This window comes from Paenirhodobacter ferrireducens (assembly GCF_004022265.1).
Lineage (GTDB): Bacteria > Pseudomonadota > Alphaproteobacteria > Rhodobacterales > Rhodobacteraceae > Rhodobacter > Rhodobacter ferrireducens.
This window is the reverse complement of record NZ_SAVB01000024.1, coordinates 83,172-98,414: the sequence shown is the minus strand read 5'-3', so window position 1 is coordinate 98,414 and position 15,243 is coordinate 83,172. Positions and strand designations below refer to the sequence as shown.

The window sequence follows — 15,243 nt, the reverse complement described above, 5'->3', positions numbered from 1 at the left end:
GCACCTTGCGGGCATGAAGGACAGCAAGATCATCGTCGCGATCAACAAGGACGAAGAGGCGCCGATCTTCCAGGTCGCCGATTTCGGTCTGGTCGCCGACCTGTTCCAGGCCGTCCCGGAAATGACCGCGAAGCTGTGACCCCGCCGGGCGGGGGCGCTGCCCCGCCGAGGCAATGCCTCGGCCCCCGAGGTATTTGCGGCAAGATGAAACCAGGGGGCGCTCCGATCGGGGCGCCCCTTGCTTTTTCTTGGCTGAAATACTCCGGGGGGGAGGCGAAGCCGAGGGGGGGCAGCGCCCCCTGCCTGTCGCGAACCAACAAGCCTTCCCGAAAGGGGAGGCTTCTTTGTTTCGGACCAGACCTTCAGAGCATCCGCCCGACGACCGGGGCCAGCGCCTCGGCGACCTCCCGATGCACCAGCGGGCCGGGCATCGTGGCGGCCGCAGGCTCCTCGAGCGGGGCGAAATGCATGCCCGCCGTCCCCGCCGAACGCGCCATGCTCGAGGGCTGCACCCGCACCAGAACCTGCGCCAGCGGCGCGATCCGGTCGACCATCTCCTGCGTCACGAAAAGCGGCTCCGGACCGAGCGGATCGCCCTGCAGCGGGTCGCGCCAGTCGGTGAGCCACAGGAGCAGCTTCGCCCCCTCGAGCCGTTCGAGCAGCGCCGTCATCCGCGCCACCCAGGTCTGGCGCAGCTCCGTCACCAGCAGCTCGTAGCGCTCGGGCCCCTGTGCCATCAGCACCGACAGCATGTGGCGGGTGAAGTTGAACTCGGTGAAGTCGATCTCGGAGAAGACCGAGCGCATCAGCCCCGAGGCCCGCAGGAAGCGGTCGTTGCGGCGCGGATGCACCGCATAGAACCGGTTCGTCAGGTTCTGCGCCCCGGTCAGCTGCACAATGCGCAGCCGCGACAGCCGCGTGAGTTCGGCGAGTTGCGGCTCGCCCAGGAAGACATCGACGCCGGCGTTGAGATAGCCGAAGTTCACCACAGGAATTCCCAGCCGCTCCTCGAGCAACGCCGGCCAGGGCTCCTCGACGAACTTGCCATAGGTTTCGGAGCCGCCAAGCGCCGAGACGAAGGGCGGCACCAGCTGCCGACGTGGCCCGCGGAACAGCAGTTTCGAGCGCCCGTAGCGACAGGGGAAATAGTCGAGGGCCCCATCCCCCGCATATTCGAAAGCCATGGCCCACCTCGGTTTTCGACTCGGTTCGGGACAAGCTGCGCCCAAACTCTTGCGAAAGGGCTAAGACGGACCGGCATGGTCAGCGCAGGACGCGCCGGGGGGATCCCCCTTGCGCCCGTTGCTGCGCTGCAGCATATTGACCGCGAGTAATCGGGAAGGAACCGACATGACGATCGAAACCGTAGGTATCGTTGGCGCAGGCCAGATGGGCAACGGCATTGCCCATGTCTTCGCCCTCGCGGGTTACAATGTCCTGCTGAACGACATCGCGCAGGACAGCCTCGACAAGGCGATGGCCACCATCGAGAAGAACCTGGACCGCCAGGTCTCGCGCGCGAAGATCACCGCCGAGGACAAGGCCGCCACCCTTGCCCGCATCACCACCACGCTGACGCTGACCGATCTTGGTCAGACCGACCTGGTGATCGAGGCCGCGACCGAACGCGAGGACGTGAAGAACCAGATCTTCAAGACCCTGGTGCCGCATCTGAAGCCGACGACGATCCTCGCCTCGAACACCTCGTCGATCTCGATCACCCGACTCGCCTCGAAGACCGACCGGCCCGAGCGCTTCATGGGCGTGCATTTCATGAACCCGGTTCCGGTGATGAAGCTCGTCGAGCTGATCCGCGGCATTGCCACCGATGACGAGACCTATCAGACGATGCTGGCGATCGTCGCCAAGCTCGGCAAGACCGCGGCCTCGGCCGAGGACTTCCCGGCCTTCATCGTGAACCGCATCCTGATCCCGATGATCAACGAGGCGGTCTACACGCTTTACGAAGGCGTGGGCAACGTGCAGTCGATCGACATGGCGATGAAGCTCGGTGCGAACCACCCGATGGGACCGCTGGAACTGGCCGACTTCATCGGTCTCGACACCTGCCTCGCGATCATGCACGTCCTGCACGACGGGCTGGCGGACACCAAGTATCGCCCCTGCCCGCTGCTGGTGAAATACGTCGAGGCCGGCTGGCTCGGCCGCAAGACCGGCCGCGGCTTCTACGACTACCGCGGCGAGACCCCGGTGCCGACGCGCTGAGCCCCGCCCCGAGAAACGCGAAGGCCCCGGATTTCCGGGGCCTTTCTCATGGGTGGAAAGGTCAGCCGCGCAGGTTGAGCGTGTGCTCGCGCATCTCGGCCAGCCAGCGGCGCGGGTCCTTCAGCGGCTCCTTCAGCTCGGCCGCCGAGAACGGCGCGCCGATCACCGGCGACTGGCGCTTGTTCAGCGCGCGGCGGATTTCATAGAGCAGCAGCCCCTGGCGCAGCGTCGCGCTGAGCTTGTTGGCGATCTGATAGGCTTGCGAGTTGCGGCCGGGGAAATGGATCGGCAGCACCTGCGCGCCCGAGCGCGCCACCATCTTCGCGGTGAAGGGGTTCCAGTCCTGCTCGACGGGCGTGCCGAAATAGGTGTCGGAATGCGCCACCTGCCCCGCCGGGAACAGCACGATCACACCGCCCGCCTTCAGCGTCGCCATGCATTCGGCGCGCATCTTCAGGCTTTCTTCCTGCGCGTTCGGCTCATGCGGGAAGGGCACCGGCAGCATGAACTCGGCGATCTCGGGGATGCCGGTCAGGAGCGAGCGGGTCAGGATCTTGTAATCGGTGCGCACCTGGCCGATCAGATAGGCGAGCACCATCCCGTCGACGAGCCCGTGCGGGTGGTTCGCCACCACGACGAGCGGGCCGTCCTTCGGAATGCGCGCGATCTGCTCGGCGGGGGTGGTCACCTCGATCCCCATGATGTCGAGCGCCTGCGGCCAGAACGGCTGACCGAAGGGGGCGCCGCGCCGCTCGAACTCGCGGATCAGGCGCAGGAGTTTCCACTTCGCCGTCATCCACTCGATCGCGCGGATCGTGTTCGCCTTCCAGGGATTGGTGAAAGTTCCGGCGTAGGACAGACGGCCCTTGTCATAGGGCGCCACCTCGGCCGGGGTCTGCACCGGAACGGTGCCTGCATGTTCGTCCAACACAGGACCCTCTTTGCGCAACGCGGGGTGTGCGAGCCTGCCTCAGCTGTCCTCGCCGAAGCGGTCGGCCACCAGGGCCTGCAGCGCATCGGCCAGAGCCTCGGCTTCGTCCCCGCTGGTCGAAACCTCAATAGATGTTCCGCGCGAGGCTGCCAACATCAAAAGCCCCATGATCGAATCGCCCGAGACGCCCATCCCGTCCTTCTCGACCTCGGCGCGGGCGTCGAACCGCTCCACCACCTCGACGAACTTGGCCGAGGCACGCGCATGCAACCCCTTCTCGTTGACGATCTTCAGAACCCGTTTGATGATCACTTGCCGCCCATTCCGTATGCCGAATAGCTGTTGATGTACTTGCGGCCGGCATCGAGCGCCGCCTCGACCGCCGCATGGACGCCGAGGCTGCGCGATTTCGCCAGCTTGATCAACAGCGGCAGATTGGCACCGTAGACGATTTCCCGCTCGCAGGCCTCGCAGGCCAGCAGGCTGAGGTTCGAGGGCGAGCCGCCGAACATGTCGGTCACCACCACCACCCCGTCGCCGGTGTCGACGGCATCGGCCGCGGCACGGATCTCGGCCTGCTTCGCGGCGCGGTCGTGCTCGTCCTCGATGGTGATGGCGCGGATTCCCTCCTGCGGTCCCACGACATGCTCGACCGCCGCGAGATACTCGCGCGCCAAACCACCATGTGCCACGATCACGATCCCGATCACGCGCCGCCTGCCTCTTTCACCCCCGGCTGGGCCAGAGCCCGCCGTTCCAGTTCCCTGTGCCGTTTAGACACTTGCCAGCCAGCCTCTGCAAGGGCTCGGGCGATGTTTTCCGTCACGGCAACCGAGCGGTGCTGACCGCCGGTGCAGCCGAAGCCCACGGCAAGGTGGCTCTTGCCTTCCTCAACATGGGCCGGCAGCAGGAAAAGCAAGAGATCGCGCACCTTCGTGATGAAGGGATCAAAGCGCGGATCGGCCGCGACATGGGCCGCGACCGCCGGATCGAGCCCGGTCAGCGGGCGCAGCGCCGGCACCCAGTGCGGGTTCGACAGGAAGCGGCAGTCGAACATCATGTCGAGCCCGCGGGGCACGCCGCGCTTGTAGCTGAAGCTGTGCAGCGACACGGCGAGCCGGGCGATCTTGCCCAGGTCGAACCAGCGCGCCAGTTCTGCCCGCAGCTCGTGCGGGCTCATCGCCGAGGTATCGATCAGCACATCGGCGCGGGCCCGGATCGGCGCCAGCAGATCGACCTCGAGAGTGATCCCCTCGAGCGGGGCATCCTCGGGAGCAAGCGGATGGCGACGGCGGGTCTCGGAATAGCGGCGCACCAGCACATCGGGGCTCGCGTCGAGATAGAGCACCTCGAGACGCAGTGCCGGGGCGCGGGTCAGCCGGTCGATGAGCTCGATCAGCGCGGTGACCGAGAAGTCGCGGTTGCGCACGTCGATGCCCAGCACCAGCGGCCGCAGCAGCGGCCCGTCGAGCAGGCGCGGCACCAGGCTGAGCGGCAGGTTGTCGATGGTCTCGTAGCCCAGATCCTCGAGCGCGGCGATCGCGGTCGAGCGACCGGCCCCCGACGGTCCGGTCACCAGCACGACCCTGGTCGCCATCTGCTCCGTTGAGAGCTCTGCGCTCACGCCTGTCTCCCGCCCCTGAGCCACTGCAGAATTGCCGCCTCAAGATGGCCATCTTGCAGTCGCAGCACAAGGGGCAGGGACACACCCAGAATCTCGCTGTGGCGCATCGGCGGCAGTCGCTCGGTTTCGCTCTCGCTCAGGTCAACGACCAGGGCGATGCGGGCAGACGCCAGCGCCGTGGCGCGCAGGATGCCGGCGCCGCGCGCCTCGATCAGCCCGAAGAGCGCCGCCGGCGCCGCGGCAAGCAGCGCCCCCGCCTCGTGCCGCAGATCGACCCGGTCATCGGCGACGAGGTGCGCCCCCAGGGCCATCAGCCGCAGCGCGAGCGCGGACTTCCCCGCCCCCGAGGGGCCCAGGATCAGCACGCCGCGCCCGGCATCAAGCGCGACCGCCGTCGCATGGATGTTGGCAGCGGCCGGCGCGGCCACGGCTCACACCGGCAGGCCGACGACGAAGCGCGCCCCAAGCGGTTCGGAGCCGGGGTCGGCGTCGGTCGGGCGGATGTTCTCGGCCCAGATCACGCCGCCATGCGCCTCGACGATCTGCTTCGAGATCGCAAGACCAAGGCCGGAATGGTCGCCGAACTGCCCCGGCGGGCGCTGCGAATAGAAGCGCCGGAAGACCTTGGTCAGCGCTTCCTCGGGGATGCCCGGACCGGTATCCTCGACCACCACCAGCACCCGGTTCTCGCGCCGCCGCGCCCAGACCCGGACCGCGTCGCCCTCCTCGCAGAAGCTGATCGCGTTGGTGATCAGATTGACAAAGACCTGCGCCAGGCGGCCCTCGAGCCCGGTGATGAAGATCGGCTCCTTCGGCAGGTCGGAGATGAAATCGACGCCCTTCTCGGCAGCCTGCTGGCCAAGATATTCGGTCAGATTGCCGACCATCTTCATCAGGTCGAAGCGCTCCTCCTCCTCCTTCACCAGCTCGCTGTCGAGCCGCGAGGCGTTGGAGATGTCGCTGACCAGCCGGTCGAGGCGGCTCACATCCTGATCGATCACCTCGAGCAGCCTGGCGCGCTGATCCTCGCGCTTGACTACCTGCAGCGAGGCCACGGCCGAGCGCAGCGAAGCAAGCGGGTTCTTGATCTCGTGCGCGACGTCCGCGGCGAACTGCTCGTTCGCATCGATCCGGTCATAAAGCGCCGCGACCATGCCGCGCAGCGCCCCCGAGAGCCGGCCGATCTCGTCGGGCCGCGCCGTCAGGTCGGGAATGCGCACCCGGCCGGGTTGCATCTTGCGGGCGTTGCGGTCGCGGCCGATCTCGGCGGCGCGGGCCAGATCGGCCAGCGGATTGGCGATCGTCGAGGCCAGCACCAGGCTCAGCCCGATCGAGACGATGATCGCCACCACGAACATCTGCAGCACCTGCTCGCGCTCGATCCGCACGAGCTTGTCGATCTCGCCGGCGGCCGAGGTCATGGCGACCATGCCCACCATCCGCCCGTTCTGATAGAGCCCGGTGGCAACCGAGAAGATCGTCGCGCCGCCGCCGTCGCGGTTCGTCGCCATCACCGTCGCGCCGTCGCGCACCTGCGGCACCAGCTTTTCCACCATCGCGCGGGTGTCGACCGTTTGCGGTGCGCGCGGACCGCCGCTTCGCACCAGTCCCGAGATCCACTCCCAGCCCCGGTTCAGCATGTCGGTGATCATTGTCGAGCGCTGATCGATGCCAAGCCCCGTCACCCGCTCCTGCGGCGCGGTGCCGACCTCGTCGGAATCCGCAAGCAGGTTACCGCTCATGTCGAAGACATAGATCGCCGCGCCCTCGGGCAGCTCGATCCCGCGCATCACATCGGCGACGTCGATGCCGTCCCCGGCGGCAAGGTTCACCGGCGCCGCGACCGGCATCCGCGCCTCAAACACATCGGCGATCAGCTCGGCCTCGCTGACGATCGCGCTCTCGCGCTGGAACACCAGGCTGTCGCGGAACGGGTTGAGGTAGAGCACCCCCGCCACCATCACCAGCATGGCGAGCAGGTTGAAGGTGATGATCTTGCGCGCCAGCGGCGAGCGGTTGAGCGAAATCAGGCTGCGCCGGGCCCGACCGCGTGTGAGATCCTCGTCGACCACGCTCTCGGGGCCGACCCAGTCCTCGCCAAGGAGAACCTCCGCTCCGGATCGCTTCCTGCCCGTCACGCTCGCCCGCTCCGTCCCCATCTGTCCGGAAAACGTCATTCTTCGTTGTAGCGGTAGCCGATGCCGTACAGCGTCTCGATCGCCGAGAACTCGTCATCGACACTGCGCATCTTCTTGCGCAGCCGCTTGATGTGGCTGTCGATGGTGCGGTCGTCGACATAGACTTGGTCGTCATAGGCCACGTCCATCAGCTGATCACGCGACTTGACGAAGCCCGGGCGCTGCGCCAGCGCCTGCAGCAGCAGGAACTCGGTCACGGTGAGTGTGACCTCGCGCCCCCTCCAGGACACCGAGTGGCGCAGCGGATCCATCGTCAGGCTGCCGCGGGTGATGACCTTGTTCTCGTCGGTCGCCGGCGCCTCGCCCGAGGCGATCACCTCCTGGCGGCGCAGCAGCGCCCGGATCCGCTCGACCAGAAGGCGCTGGCTGAAGGGCTTTTTGACATAGTCGTCCGCCCCCATGCGCAGGCCGAGCACCTCGTCGATCTCATCGTCCTTCGAGGTCAGGAAGATCACCGGCATCGTGGTTTTCTGGCGCAGCCGCTGCAGCAGTTCCATCCCGTCCATTCGCGGCATCTTGATGTCGAGCACGGCCATATCCGGCAGCCGCTTGCTGAAGGCATCGAGTGCCGCCTGCCCGTCGTTGTAGGTCTCGACCTCGTAGCCCTCGGCTTCCAGCGTCATCGAAACGGAAGTCAGAATGTTGCGATCGTCGTCGACCAGCGCGATCCTCGACATGTCCTGTACCCTCTACTGCTCTTATATAATTACCGGCATTGTCCGCTTTCCGGCCCTTGGAATCAACTCTGTATGTGCGAATCAGACGGTCTGCGCGAATCATCTCGGCGCAAAAAAACCAAGGTCTGGCGAAATTGCCTCACCTTCCCGTGCTGGTTGCGCTAAACATCGCCTTGGTTGCGCTAACTGCGTCAAAGCATTCTGTTCCATCACCGAAACGTCATGTTATAGGGGCGCATCCGTGGCGGGCTTCCTGCCCGGATCGGTATTCCATTTGGCCTGGAATGCCGGGAGGAACCCAATGAACGCCGCGCGACGGCATCGGGAGCTACAGATGATCATCGGACGTGTGAACCCGGCGAAACGCCTGGAAGACCAGGGCATCAATGGTCTGGGCAATGTCTATTACAACCTGCTGGAGCCCGCTCTGATCGAAGCGGCCCTGAAACGCGGCGAGGGCACCCTCGGCAAGGGCGGTGCATTCTACTGCTCGACGGGCGTCCACACCGGCCGTTCTCCGAAGGACAAGTTCGTTGTCCGCACCGCCTCGGTCGAAGACTCGATCTGGTGGGAAAACAACAAGCCGATGGACCCGGCCAAGTTCGACGTGCTCTACGCCGACATGATCGAGTACATGAAGGGCAAGGATTTCTTCGTCGAGGACCTGTTCGGCGGCGCCGACCCGGAACACCGTCTCGACGTGCGTCTCGTGGCCGAACTCGCCTGGCACGGCCTGTTCCTGCGCACCATGCTGCGCCGCCCCGAGCGCAGCGAGCTCGACACCTTCGCGCCGGAATGGACGATCATCAACTGCCCGGGCTTCAAGGCCAACCCGGAGCGTCACGGCTGCCGTTCGGAAACCGTCATTGCGCTGAACTTCGACAAGAAGATCATCCTGATCGGCAACACCGCCTATGCCGGCGAGAACAAGAAGGGCGTGTTCACGCTCCTCAACTACATCCTGCCCGGCAAGGGCATCATGGCGATGCACTGCTCGGCCAACCACGCGATCGGCAACCCCGATGACGCCGCCGTCTTCTTCGGTCTCTCGGGCACCGGCAAGACCACGCTCTCGGCCGACCCGTCGCGCACGCTGATCGGCGACGACGAGCACGGCTGGTCGGAAAAGGGCGTCTTCAACTTCGAGGGCGGCTGCTACGCCAAGACGATCAACCTCTCGAAGGAGGCCGAGCCGGAAATCTATGCGACCTGCTCGATGTTCGGCACCGTCGTCGAGAACATGGTCTTCGATCCGGAGACGCTGGAACTCGACTTCTTCGACAACTCGCTGACCGACAACATGCGCTGCGCCTATCCGCTGCATTACATCTCGAATGCCTCGGAAAGCTCGATGGGCGGTCACCCGAAGAACGTCATCATGCTGACCTGCGACGCCTATGGCGTGCTGCCGCCGATCGCGCGACTGACGCCGGCGCAGGCGATGTATCACTTCCTGTCGGGCTTCACCTCAAAGACCCCGGGCACCGAAGTGGGCGTGACCGAGCCGCTGCCGACCTTCTCGACCTGCTTCGGCGCGCCCTTCATGCCGCGTCGCCCCGAAGTCTACGGCAAGCTGCTGCAGGCGAAGATCCGCGAGCACGGCGCCTCGTGCTGGCTGGTGAACACCGGCTGGACCGGCGGCGCCTTCGGCACCGGCAAGCGCATGCCGATCAAGGCCACCCGCGCGCTGCTGACCGCCGCGCTCGACGGCTCGCTGCATGGCGTCGAGTTCCGCAAGTCCGAGAAGTTCGGCTTCGAGGTTCCGGTCTCGGTGCCGGGCGTCGACTCGACCCTGCTGAACCCGCGCGACACCTGGGCCGACAAGGCCGCCTTCGACGCGCAGGCCGACAAGCTGGTCGGCATGTTCAAGGCGAACTTCGAGCAGTACATGCCCTACGTCGACGAAGACGTGAAAGCCGCCGCGATCGGCTGAAAGCCATAACGGACAGTGACCCGAAGGGGCCGGGATTTCCCGGCCCCTTTGCTTTGCCGGCGCGACGGGCCAGAGTGAGCGCATGCATCTGCACGGCCTGCCCCTTCTGCTGCTGATCGCGCTTGCCGCGGCGCTCGTCTCGGCGAGTGGCACGCTGCTCGGCGCGCGGCTCAGCCATCCGCGGCCGAAGGGCCCCTTCGCACCGGGCTTCGCCCTGCCGCCGCCGGCAGGCGGGCGGCTGGCCACAGCCTTCGCCGCCCGGCTGGCGGCGCATCCGGGGCTGAACGCGGTGCATCTGCTGATCGACCCGGTCGATGCGCTCGCCGCCCGGCTCGAGCTGATCGCTGCCGCCGAAAGCACGATCGAGCTGCAATATTACATCTGGCAGGACGACACCGCCGGGGCGCTGATGCTGGGCGCGTTGCGCATGGCCGCCGCGCGCGGAGTGCGGGTGCGCGTGCTGATCGACGACAATGGCACCGCCGGCATGGACGAGATCCTCGCCACGCTCGACACCTTGCCGAATGTCGAGGTGCGGCTCTTCAACCCCTTCCCGCTGCGCCGGATGCGCGTGCTTGGCTATCTCGCCGACTTCCACCGACTGAACCGGCGCATGCACAACAAGGCGATGGTGGTCGACGGCACCGTCGCCATCCTCGGCGGGCGCAACATCGGCGACGACTACTTCAACCGCTTCGCGCCGGGCGGACTCTACATGGATCTTGATGTGGCGGTGGCCGGGCCAGTGGTGACTGAGGTGGCGCGGCAGTTCGACCTGTACTGGAACGCCCCGCCCTCGATCCCGTCGACCGTACTGCTGACGCCGCCCGCCCCCGCCCGGGCCGCGGCGCGGCTTGCGGCCGAGGCCGCCCGCCTGACCACCCCCGACGCCGCCGCCTATGTCGCGGCGCTTGGCCGGGCCCATGCCGAGGGCCGCATCCTTGCCCCCGACGCGCCCTTCACCTTCGCCCGCGCCGAGCTCGTCTTCGACCCGCCCGAGAAGATCGTCGGCCGGATCGGCAGCCGACGCATGCTCTGGCGCCACCTGATCCGTGCGCTTGGCACGCCGAAGCGCGACCTCGTGCTGATCTCGCCCTATCTGGTGCCGACCCGCAGCGGGGTGAAGACGCTCGCGCGCTATGCGCAAGACGGCATCCGGGTGCGGATCCTGACCAATTCCTTTGCCGCCTCGGACGTGCCGCTGGTGCATTCGGGCTATGCCCACCGGCGCGCACCGCTGCTGCGCCGCGGGGTCGAGCTGTGGGAATACGCCCCCGACGCCGAGAAGCGTCGCCCCGCCACTGATTTCCTCGCCCGCCGGCTGAAAGGCACCTCGCCCTTCTCGCGCAACAAACTGCACGCCAAGGTCTTCGCCGTCGACCGGGCGCGGGTGTTCATCGGCTCGTTCAACTTCGACCCGCGCTCGATGCGGCTGAACACCGAGCTCGGCGTGGTGATCGACGCCCCGGCGATCGCCGAGGCGATCACCGATTCCTTCGACGATTTCGTGCCCGAACGGGCCTGGCGCGTGACCCTTGCGCCGAGCGGCGGCTTGCGCTGGTCGCGCCCGGGCGAAGCGGAGCGCAGCGCCGAACCCGGCGCCACGCTGGGCGCGCGGCTGGCGCTTGCCATCGCCAAGCGCCTGCCGATCGAGTGGATGCTCTAGCGCGGCTTGCGCGTGCGCTTGACCTTGCGTGCGACGCCACGCTCCTTCGCCTTCAGCGCCGCGCTCTTCCTCCCCGGGCGGAACGGCTTGCGCCCCCCCTTGCCGGGCCCGGGCAGGGTCGCGCCCTCGACCTCGAGGAGTTCAAGCTCGAGCCCGCCGGTCAGCGGCACCGCCTCGGCCAGACGCACCCGCACCCGCTGACCGATGCCGATCACCGTGCCGGTCTCGGCGCCGATCAGCTGCTGCGCCTCGGGGTCGAAGTGGAAGAACTCGCGCCCGATCGAGCGCACCGGCACCAGACCGTCGGCGCCGGTCTCGTCGAGCTTCACGAACAGGCCGAACTTCTGCACGCCCGAGATCCGGCCGCCGAACTCGCTGCCGACGCGGTCGCTCAGATAGGCCGCAAGATAGCGGTCGGTGGTGTCGCGCTCGGCCGCCATCGAGCGGCGCTCGGTCTCGGAGATATGCTGCGCCGTCTCCTCGAGCGTGTCGATGTCGGCGGGGCTGAGCCCGTCCTTGCCCCAGCCATGGCCCGAGATCAGCGCGCGGTGCACGATCAGGTCCGAATAGCGGCGAATGGGCGAGGTGAAATGCGCGTAGGAGCGCAGCGCCAGCCCGAAGTGGCCAAGGTTGTGCGGCGCGTAATAGGCCTGCGTCATCGCCCGCAGCGTCGAGATGTTGACGAGCTCGTCGAACTCGCTGCCCTCGGCCTGCGACAGCAGCCGGTTCAGATGCGCGGTCTTCAGCACCTGGCCCTTGGCCAGCGTGAAGCCCGAGGCCTGCGCCACTTCGCGCAGGGCCTCGATCTTGTCGGGGCTCGGCTCCTCGTGCACGCGGTAGAGAAGCGGCCGGCGCAGCCGCTCCAGCTCCTCGGCCGCGGCGACATTCGCAAGCACCATGAATTCCTCGATCAGCCGGTGCGCATCGATGCGCTCCTTGAACCGCACCGAGGCAACCTTGCCATCCTCGCCGATCACGATCTGTCGTTCGGGCAGATCGAGGTCGAGCGGCTGGCGCGCCGCCCGCGCCCGGGCAAGCGCGGCATAGCACTCGTAAAGCGGCGCAATGACCTCCTGCACCAGCGGCTCGGTCTTCGCGTCGGGGCGGCCCTCGTGGGCGGCCTGCACCTGCGCATATTCGAGCGACCCCACCGAACGGATGATGCCACGGGTGAAGCGATGCGAGATCTTCTGCCCCGAAGAGCCGACCTTCATCCGCACCGCCAGCACCGCGCGCGGCACGTCCTCGTGCAGCGAGCACAGATCGCCCGAGAGCCGGTCGGGCAGCATCGGCACGACGCGGTCGGGGAAATAGGTCGAGTTGCCGCGCCGGCGCGCCTCGCGGTCGAGCGCCGAGCCCGGGCGGACGTAATGCGCGACGTCCGCGATCGCGACCCAGAGCAGGAACCCGCCCTCGTTCGCCGGATCCTCGTCGCGCAGCGCAAGGCAGGCATCGTCGCGGTCGCGCGCGTCGGCCGGGTCGATGGTGACGAAGGGCAGGCCGGTCAGGTCCTCGCGGCCCTCGAAGCCCGCGGGCGTCTCGGCATCGGCCTCGGCCATCACCTCGTCGGGGAAGTCGTCGGGGATGCCGTGCTGGTGGATCGCGATCAGCGAAACGGCGCGCGGCGCGGCCGGATCGCCCAGCCGCTCGAGCACCCGCGCCTTCGGCAGGCCGAGCCGCCCCTTCGGGCCGGACTGTTCCGCCTCGACCAGCTCACCGTCGCGCGCGTCATTGGTGGCGCCCGCCGGCACGACCCATTCCTTGGTCTCGCCCTTGTCGATCGGCACGATCCGCCCGCCCTCGGCGCCCTTGCGGAAGATGCCGACGATGCGGTGCTGGGTGGTGCCGATCTTGCGGATCGGACGCGCCTCGTAGGCGTGATCGTCGCCCTCGACCGCGGCGATGCGGGCAAGGATGCGGTCGCCCGCACCAAGCGCGGGCTCGCCCTTCGCCGGCAGCACGAGACAGCGCGGCGCCTCGCCCTCGCCGCCCCATTCGAGCGGTTTCGCCCAGAGATCGCCCGCGGCGTCGGGCGCCAGCACCTGCAGCACGGTGACCGGCGGCAGCCGCGTGCTGTCGTGGAAGCTGCGCCGGCGGCGCTCGATCACGCCCTCTTCGGCCATTTGCCTGAGCAGGCGTTTCAGCTCGATCTTCTCCGCGCCCTTCAGGCCGAAGGCGCGGGCAATGTCGCGCTTGGCGCCGGCATCGGGATGGTCGGCAAGCCAGGCGAGGATCTGTTCACGGGTGGGTGTCTGGGTCATGCCCCTGACCTAGCACGGGCGCGCGGTGCCGTCACGCGGGGAAGCGGGGCGCCGCCCCGCACCCCGAGGTATTTCGGGCAAGATGAAAGGGGGGGGGCGGGAGTGGTCCCGGGCCGGGTCAGAGGCGGCGCTCCATCTCGCGGTGCGGGATGCCGGCATCGTCGTAGTCCGGGCCGAAAGCGGTGAAGCCGAGTTTCTCGTAGAAGGGGATGGCGTAGCATTGTGCGCCCAGAAGGATGCGGGTGCAGCCCGCCGCGGCGAGGCGCGCACAGCCCTCGCGGATCAGCGCCGCGCCAAGGCCGGTGCCGCGCGCGGGTTTCGCCACGCAGACCCGGCCGATGCGGCCCTCCGGCCCCTCGACGAAAAGCCGCGCGGTGCCGAGGGGGGTGTCGCCCTCGCGCGCAAGAAGGTGGACAGCCTGCCCGTCGAGGTCGTCCCATTCCTCGGCCTCTGCGATCCCCTGTTCCTCGATGAACACGGCGCGGCGCAGGGCGTGGCAGGCGGCGAGATCGTCGGTCTCGGTGAGGATCATGCGAAATACTCCCGCAGCGCGCGGGCATAGACGCGCTTGAGGGTCTCGATCTGCGCGACCTCGATCCGTTCGTCGACCTGGTGCATCGTGCGTCCGACGAGGCCGAATTCGAGGACCGGGCAATGGTCCTTGACGAAGCGCGCGTCCGAGGTGCCGCCCGAGGTGGAGAGCACGGGCTTCACCCCGGTCTCGGCCTCGACCGCGCGGGCGACCAGCGCGACGAACGCGCCGGGCGGGGTGAGGAAGCTCTCGCCCGAGACCTCGGGGTTCATCGCGAAGCTGACGCCGGTCGCGGCGCTGACTTCGGCCGCCAGCCCCTCGCCCCAGGCGATCAGGCTGGCCGCGCTGTGGGCGTCGTTGAAGCGGATGTTGACGGTGGCGCGCGCCTTCGCCGGGATCACGTTGTTCGCCGGGTTGCCGCAGTCGATCGTGGTGACCTGCAGCGTCGAGGGGTCGAAATGCGCGGTGCCGGTGTCGAGCGGCGCGCCGGTCATCTGCCCGAGCAGGTCGATCAGCGCATGGAGCGGGTTCTTCGCCCGGTGCGGATAGGCGGCATGCCCCTGCACCCCCGTCGCCTCGATGTAGAAGGTCATCGAGCCGCGCCGGCCGATCTTCATCATCTCGCCCATCACCTCGGGGCAGGTCGGCTCGCCCACCAGGCACACCGACATCGCCTCGCCGGTCGCGGCCATCCAGTCGAGAAGCGCCCGGGTGCCGTCGCGCCCCGCCCCCTCCTCGTCGCCGGTGATCGCCAAAATCACCGCGCCCTCGGGCGGCGCCTCGGTCACCAGATCGACCGCGGCGGCGACGAAGGCGGCGACGCCCGATTTCATGTCGGTGGCGCCGCGCCCCCAGAGCACGCCGTCGTGGATCTCGCCGCCGAAGGGGTCATGCGTCCAGGCCGCGGCGTCGCCCACCGGCACCACGTCGGTATGGCCGTTGAAGCCGAATGTCTTCGCCCCCTTCGCGCCCCAGCGGGCAAAGAGATTGGCGATGCCGTTGCGATCGACGCGGGTGCAGGCGAAGCCGGCCCGGCTCAGCACCTCTGCCAGCAGCACGAGCGCGCCGCCCTCGCCCGGCGTGACCGAGGGGCAGCGGATCAGATCGGCGGTGAGTTTCACGGGGTCGAGCGGCATCGCGGGCTCCTTCTCATGGCGCCTCAGGCTTAGCCCCGGCCGGATGCAAGCACAACCGC

Annotated in this window: 14 protein-coding genes and 1 pseudogene; 4 read left to right on the top strand and 11 right to left on the bottom strand. The window is 67.9% G+C overall.

The annotated features are described in order from the left end of the window. Nucleotides 1-139, top strand: a pseudogene (locus EOW65_RS16630) (electron transfer flavoprotein subunit alpha/FixB family protein); the annotation flags it as partial. Nucleotides 140-362: 223 nt separating this feature from the next. Here the strand turns inward: EOW65_RS16630 and EOW65_RS16625 are convergent. Further along, nucleotides 363-1,184: a DUF6473 family protein gene (locus tag EOW65_RS16625; RefSeq protein ID WP_128151347.1), complete on the bottom strand. Its 822-nt coding sequence runs from the start codon at nt 1,182-1,184 to the stop codon at nt 363-365. A 166-nt stretch (nt 1,185-1,350) separates the two neighbouring features. On the opposite strand from EOW65_RS16625, the gene EOW65_RS16620 reads away from it, so the two are divergent. After that, nucleotides 1,351-2,226 carry a 3-hydroxybutyryl-CoA dehydrogenase gene (locus EOW65_RS16620; RefSeq protein WP_128151345.1) on the top strand — a complete coding sequence of 292 codons (876 nt, stop codon included), beginning with the start codon at nt 1,351-1,353 and terminating at the stop codon, nt 2,224-2,226. A gap of 61 nt (nt 2,227-2,287) precedes the next feature. Here the strand turns inward: EOW65_RS16620 and EOW65_RS16615 are convergent, their stop codons facing one another. The 7 genes from EOW65_RS16615 to EOW65_RS16585 are packed head-to-tail and all read right to left on the bottom strand — an operon-like array spanning nt 2,288 to nt 7,656. Continuing rightward, a complete protein-coding gene (locus tag EOW65_RS16615; protein WP_240664747.1) occupies nt 2,288-3,154 on the bottom strand; it encodes a lysophospholipid acyltransferase family protein in 867 nt (288 codons plus the stop codon). Between the two features lie 42 nt (nt 3,155-3,196). Further along, nucleotides 3,197-3,466 (bottom strand): HPr family phosphocarrier protein, encoded by a 270-nt coding sequence (locus tag EOW65_RS16610; protein ID WP_113902199.1) that lies wholly within the window; start codon nt 3,464-3,466, stop codon nt 3,197-3,199. After that, on the bottom strand, nt 3,466-3,867 hold the full coding sequence (locus tag EOW65_RS16605) for a PTS sugar transporter subunit IIA (protein WP_113902194.1): 402 nt from the start codon (nt 3,865-3,867) through the stop codon (nt 3,466-3,468). Before EOW65_RS16605 ends, EOW65_RS16610 begins: the two co-directional genes overlap by 1 nt. Then, the gene (rapZ, locus tag EOW65_RS16600) at nt 3,864-4,754 is read right to left on the bottom strand and encodes an RNase adapter RapZ (protein ID WP_128151353.1); all 891 of its coding nucleotides are present in this window, start codon (nt 4,752-4,754) and stop codon (nt 3,864-3,866) included. Before rapZ ends, EOW65_RS16605 begins: the two co-directional genes overlap by 4 nt. Before the next feature lie 23 nt (nt 4,755-4,777). Further along, complete coding sequence (locus tag EOW65_RS16595; RefSeq protein ID WP_128151341.1) at nt 4,778-5,209, bottom strand: HPr kinase/phosphorylase; 432 nt, start codon at nt 5,207-5,209, stop codon at nt 4,778-4,780. 3 nt (nt 5,210-5,212) lie between these two features. Further along, nucleotides 5,213-6,958, bottom strand: a complete 1,746-nt coding sequence (locus tag EOW65_RS16590; protein WP_164880134.1) for a stimulus-sensing domain-containing protein — start codon at nt 6,956-6,958, stop codon at nt 5,213-5,215. Next, the gene (locus EOW65_RS16585; protein WP_113902190.1) at nt 6,955-7,656 is read right to left on the bottom strand and encodes a response regulator transcription factor; all 702 of its coding nucleotides are present in this window, start codon (nt 7,654-7,656) and stop codon (nt 6,955-6,957) included. Before EOW65_RS16585 ends, EOW65_RS16590 begins: the two co-directional genes overlap by 4 nt. Before the next feature lie 334 nt (nt 7,657-7,990). Here EOW65_RS16585 and EOW65_RS16580 point away from each other — a divergent pair, with 334 nt between their 5' ends. Together EOW65_RS16580 and EOW65_RS16575 are read left to right on the top strand one after the other, a co-directional pair. After that, nucleotides 7,991-9,589: a phosphoenolpyruvate carboxykinase gene (locus EOW65_RS16580; RefSeq protein WP_128151339.1), complete on the top strand. Its 1,599-nt coding sequence runs from the start codon at nt 7,991-7,993 to the stop codon at nt 9,587-9,589. 82 nt (nt 9,590-9,671) lie between these two features. Then, complete coding sequence (locus EOW65_RS16575) at nt 9,672-11,255, top strand: phospholipase D-like domain-containing protein (RefSeq protein ID WP_128151337.1); 1,584 nt, start codon at nt 9,672-9,674, stop codon at nt 11,253-11,255. Here the strand turns inward: EOW65_RS16575 and rnr are convergent. From rnr to dapE, 3 genes are all read right to left on the bottom strand, one after another. Next, nucleotides 11,252-13,516 (bottom strand): ribonuclease R, encoded by a 2,265-nt coding sequence (gene rnr, locus EOW65_RS16570; RefSeq protein WP_128151335.1) that lies wholly within the window; start codon nt 13,514-13,516, stop codon nt 11,252-11,254. The genes EOW65_RS16575 and rnr overlap by 4 nt on opposite strands. Before the next feature lie 118 nt (nt 13,517-13,634). Then, a complete protein-coding gene (locus tag EOW65_RS16565; protein ID WP_128151333.1) occupies nt 13,635-14,048 on the bottom strand; it encodes a GNAT family N-acetyltransferase in 414 nt (137 codons plus the stop codon). Next, a complete protein-coding gene (gene dapE / locus EOW65_RS16560; RefSeq protein WP_128151331.1) occupies nt 14,045-15,184 on the bottom strand; it encodes a succinyl-diaminopimelate desuccinylase in 1,140 nt (379 codons plus the stop codon). The genes EOW65_RS16565 and dapE overlap by 4 nt, the downstream gene beginning before the upstream one ends. Between the last annotated feature and the right edge of the window lie 59 nt (nt 15,185-15,243).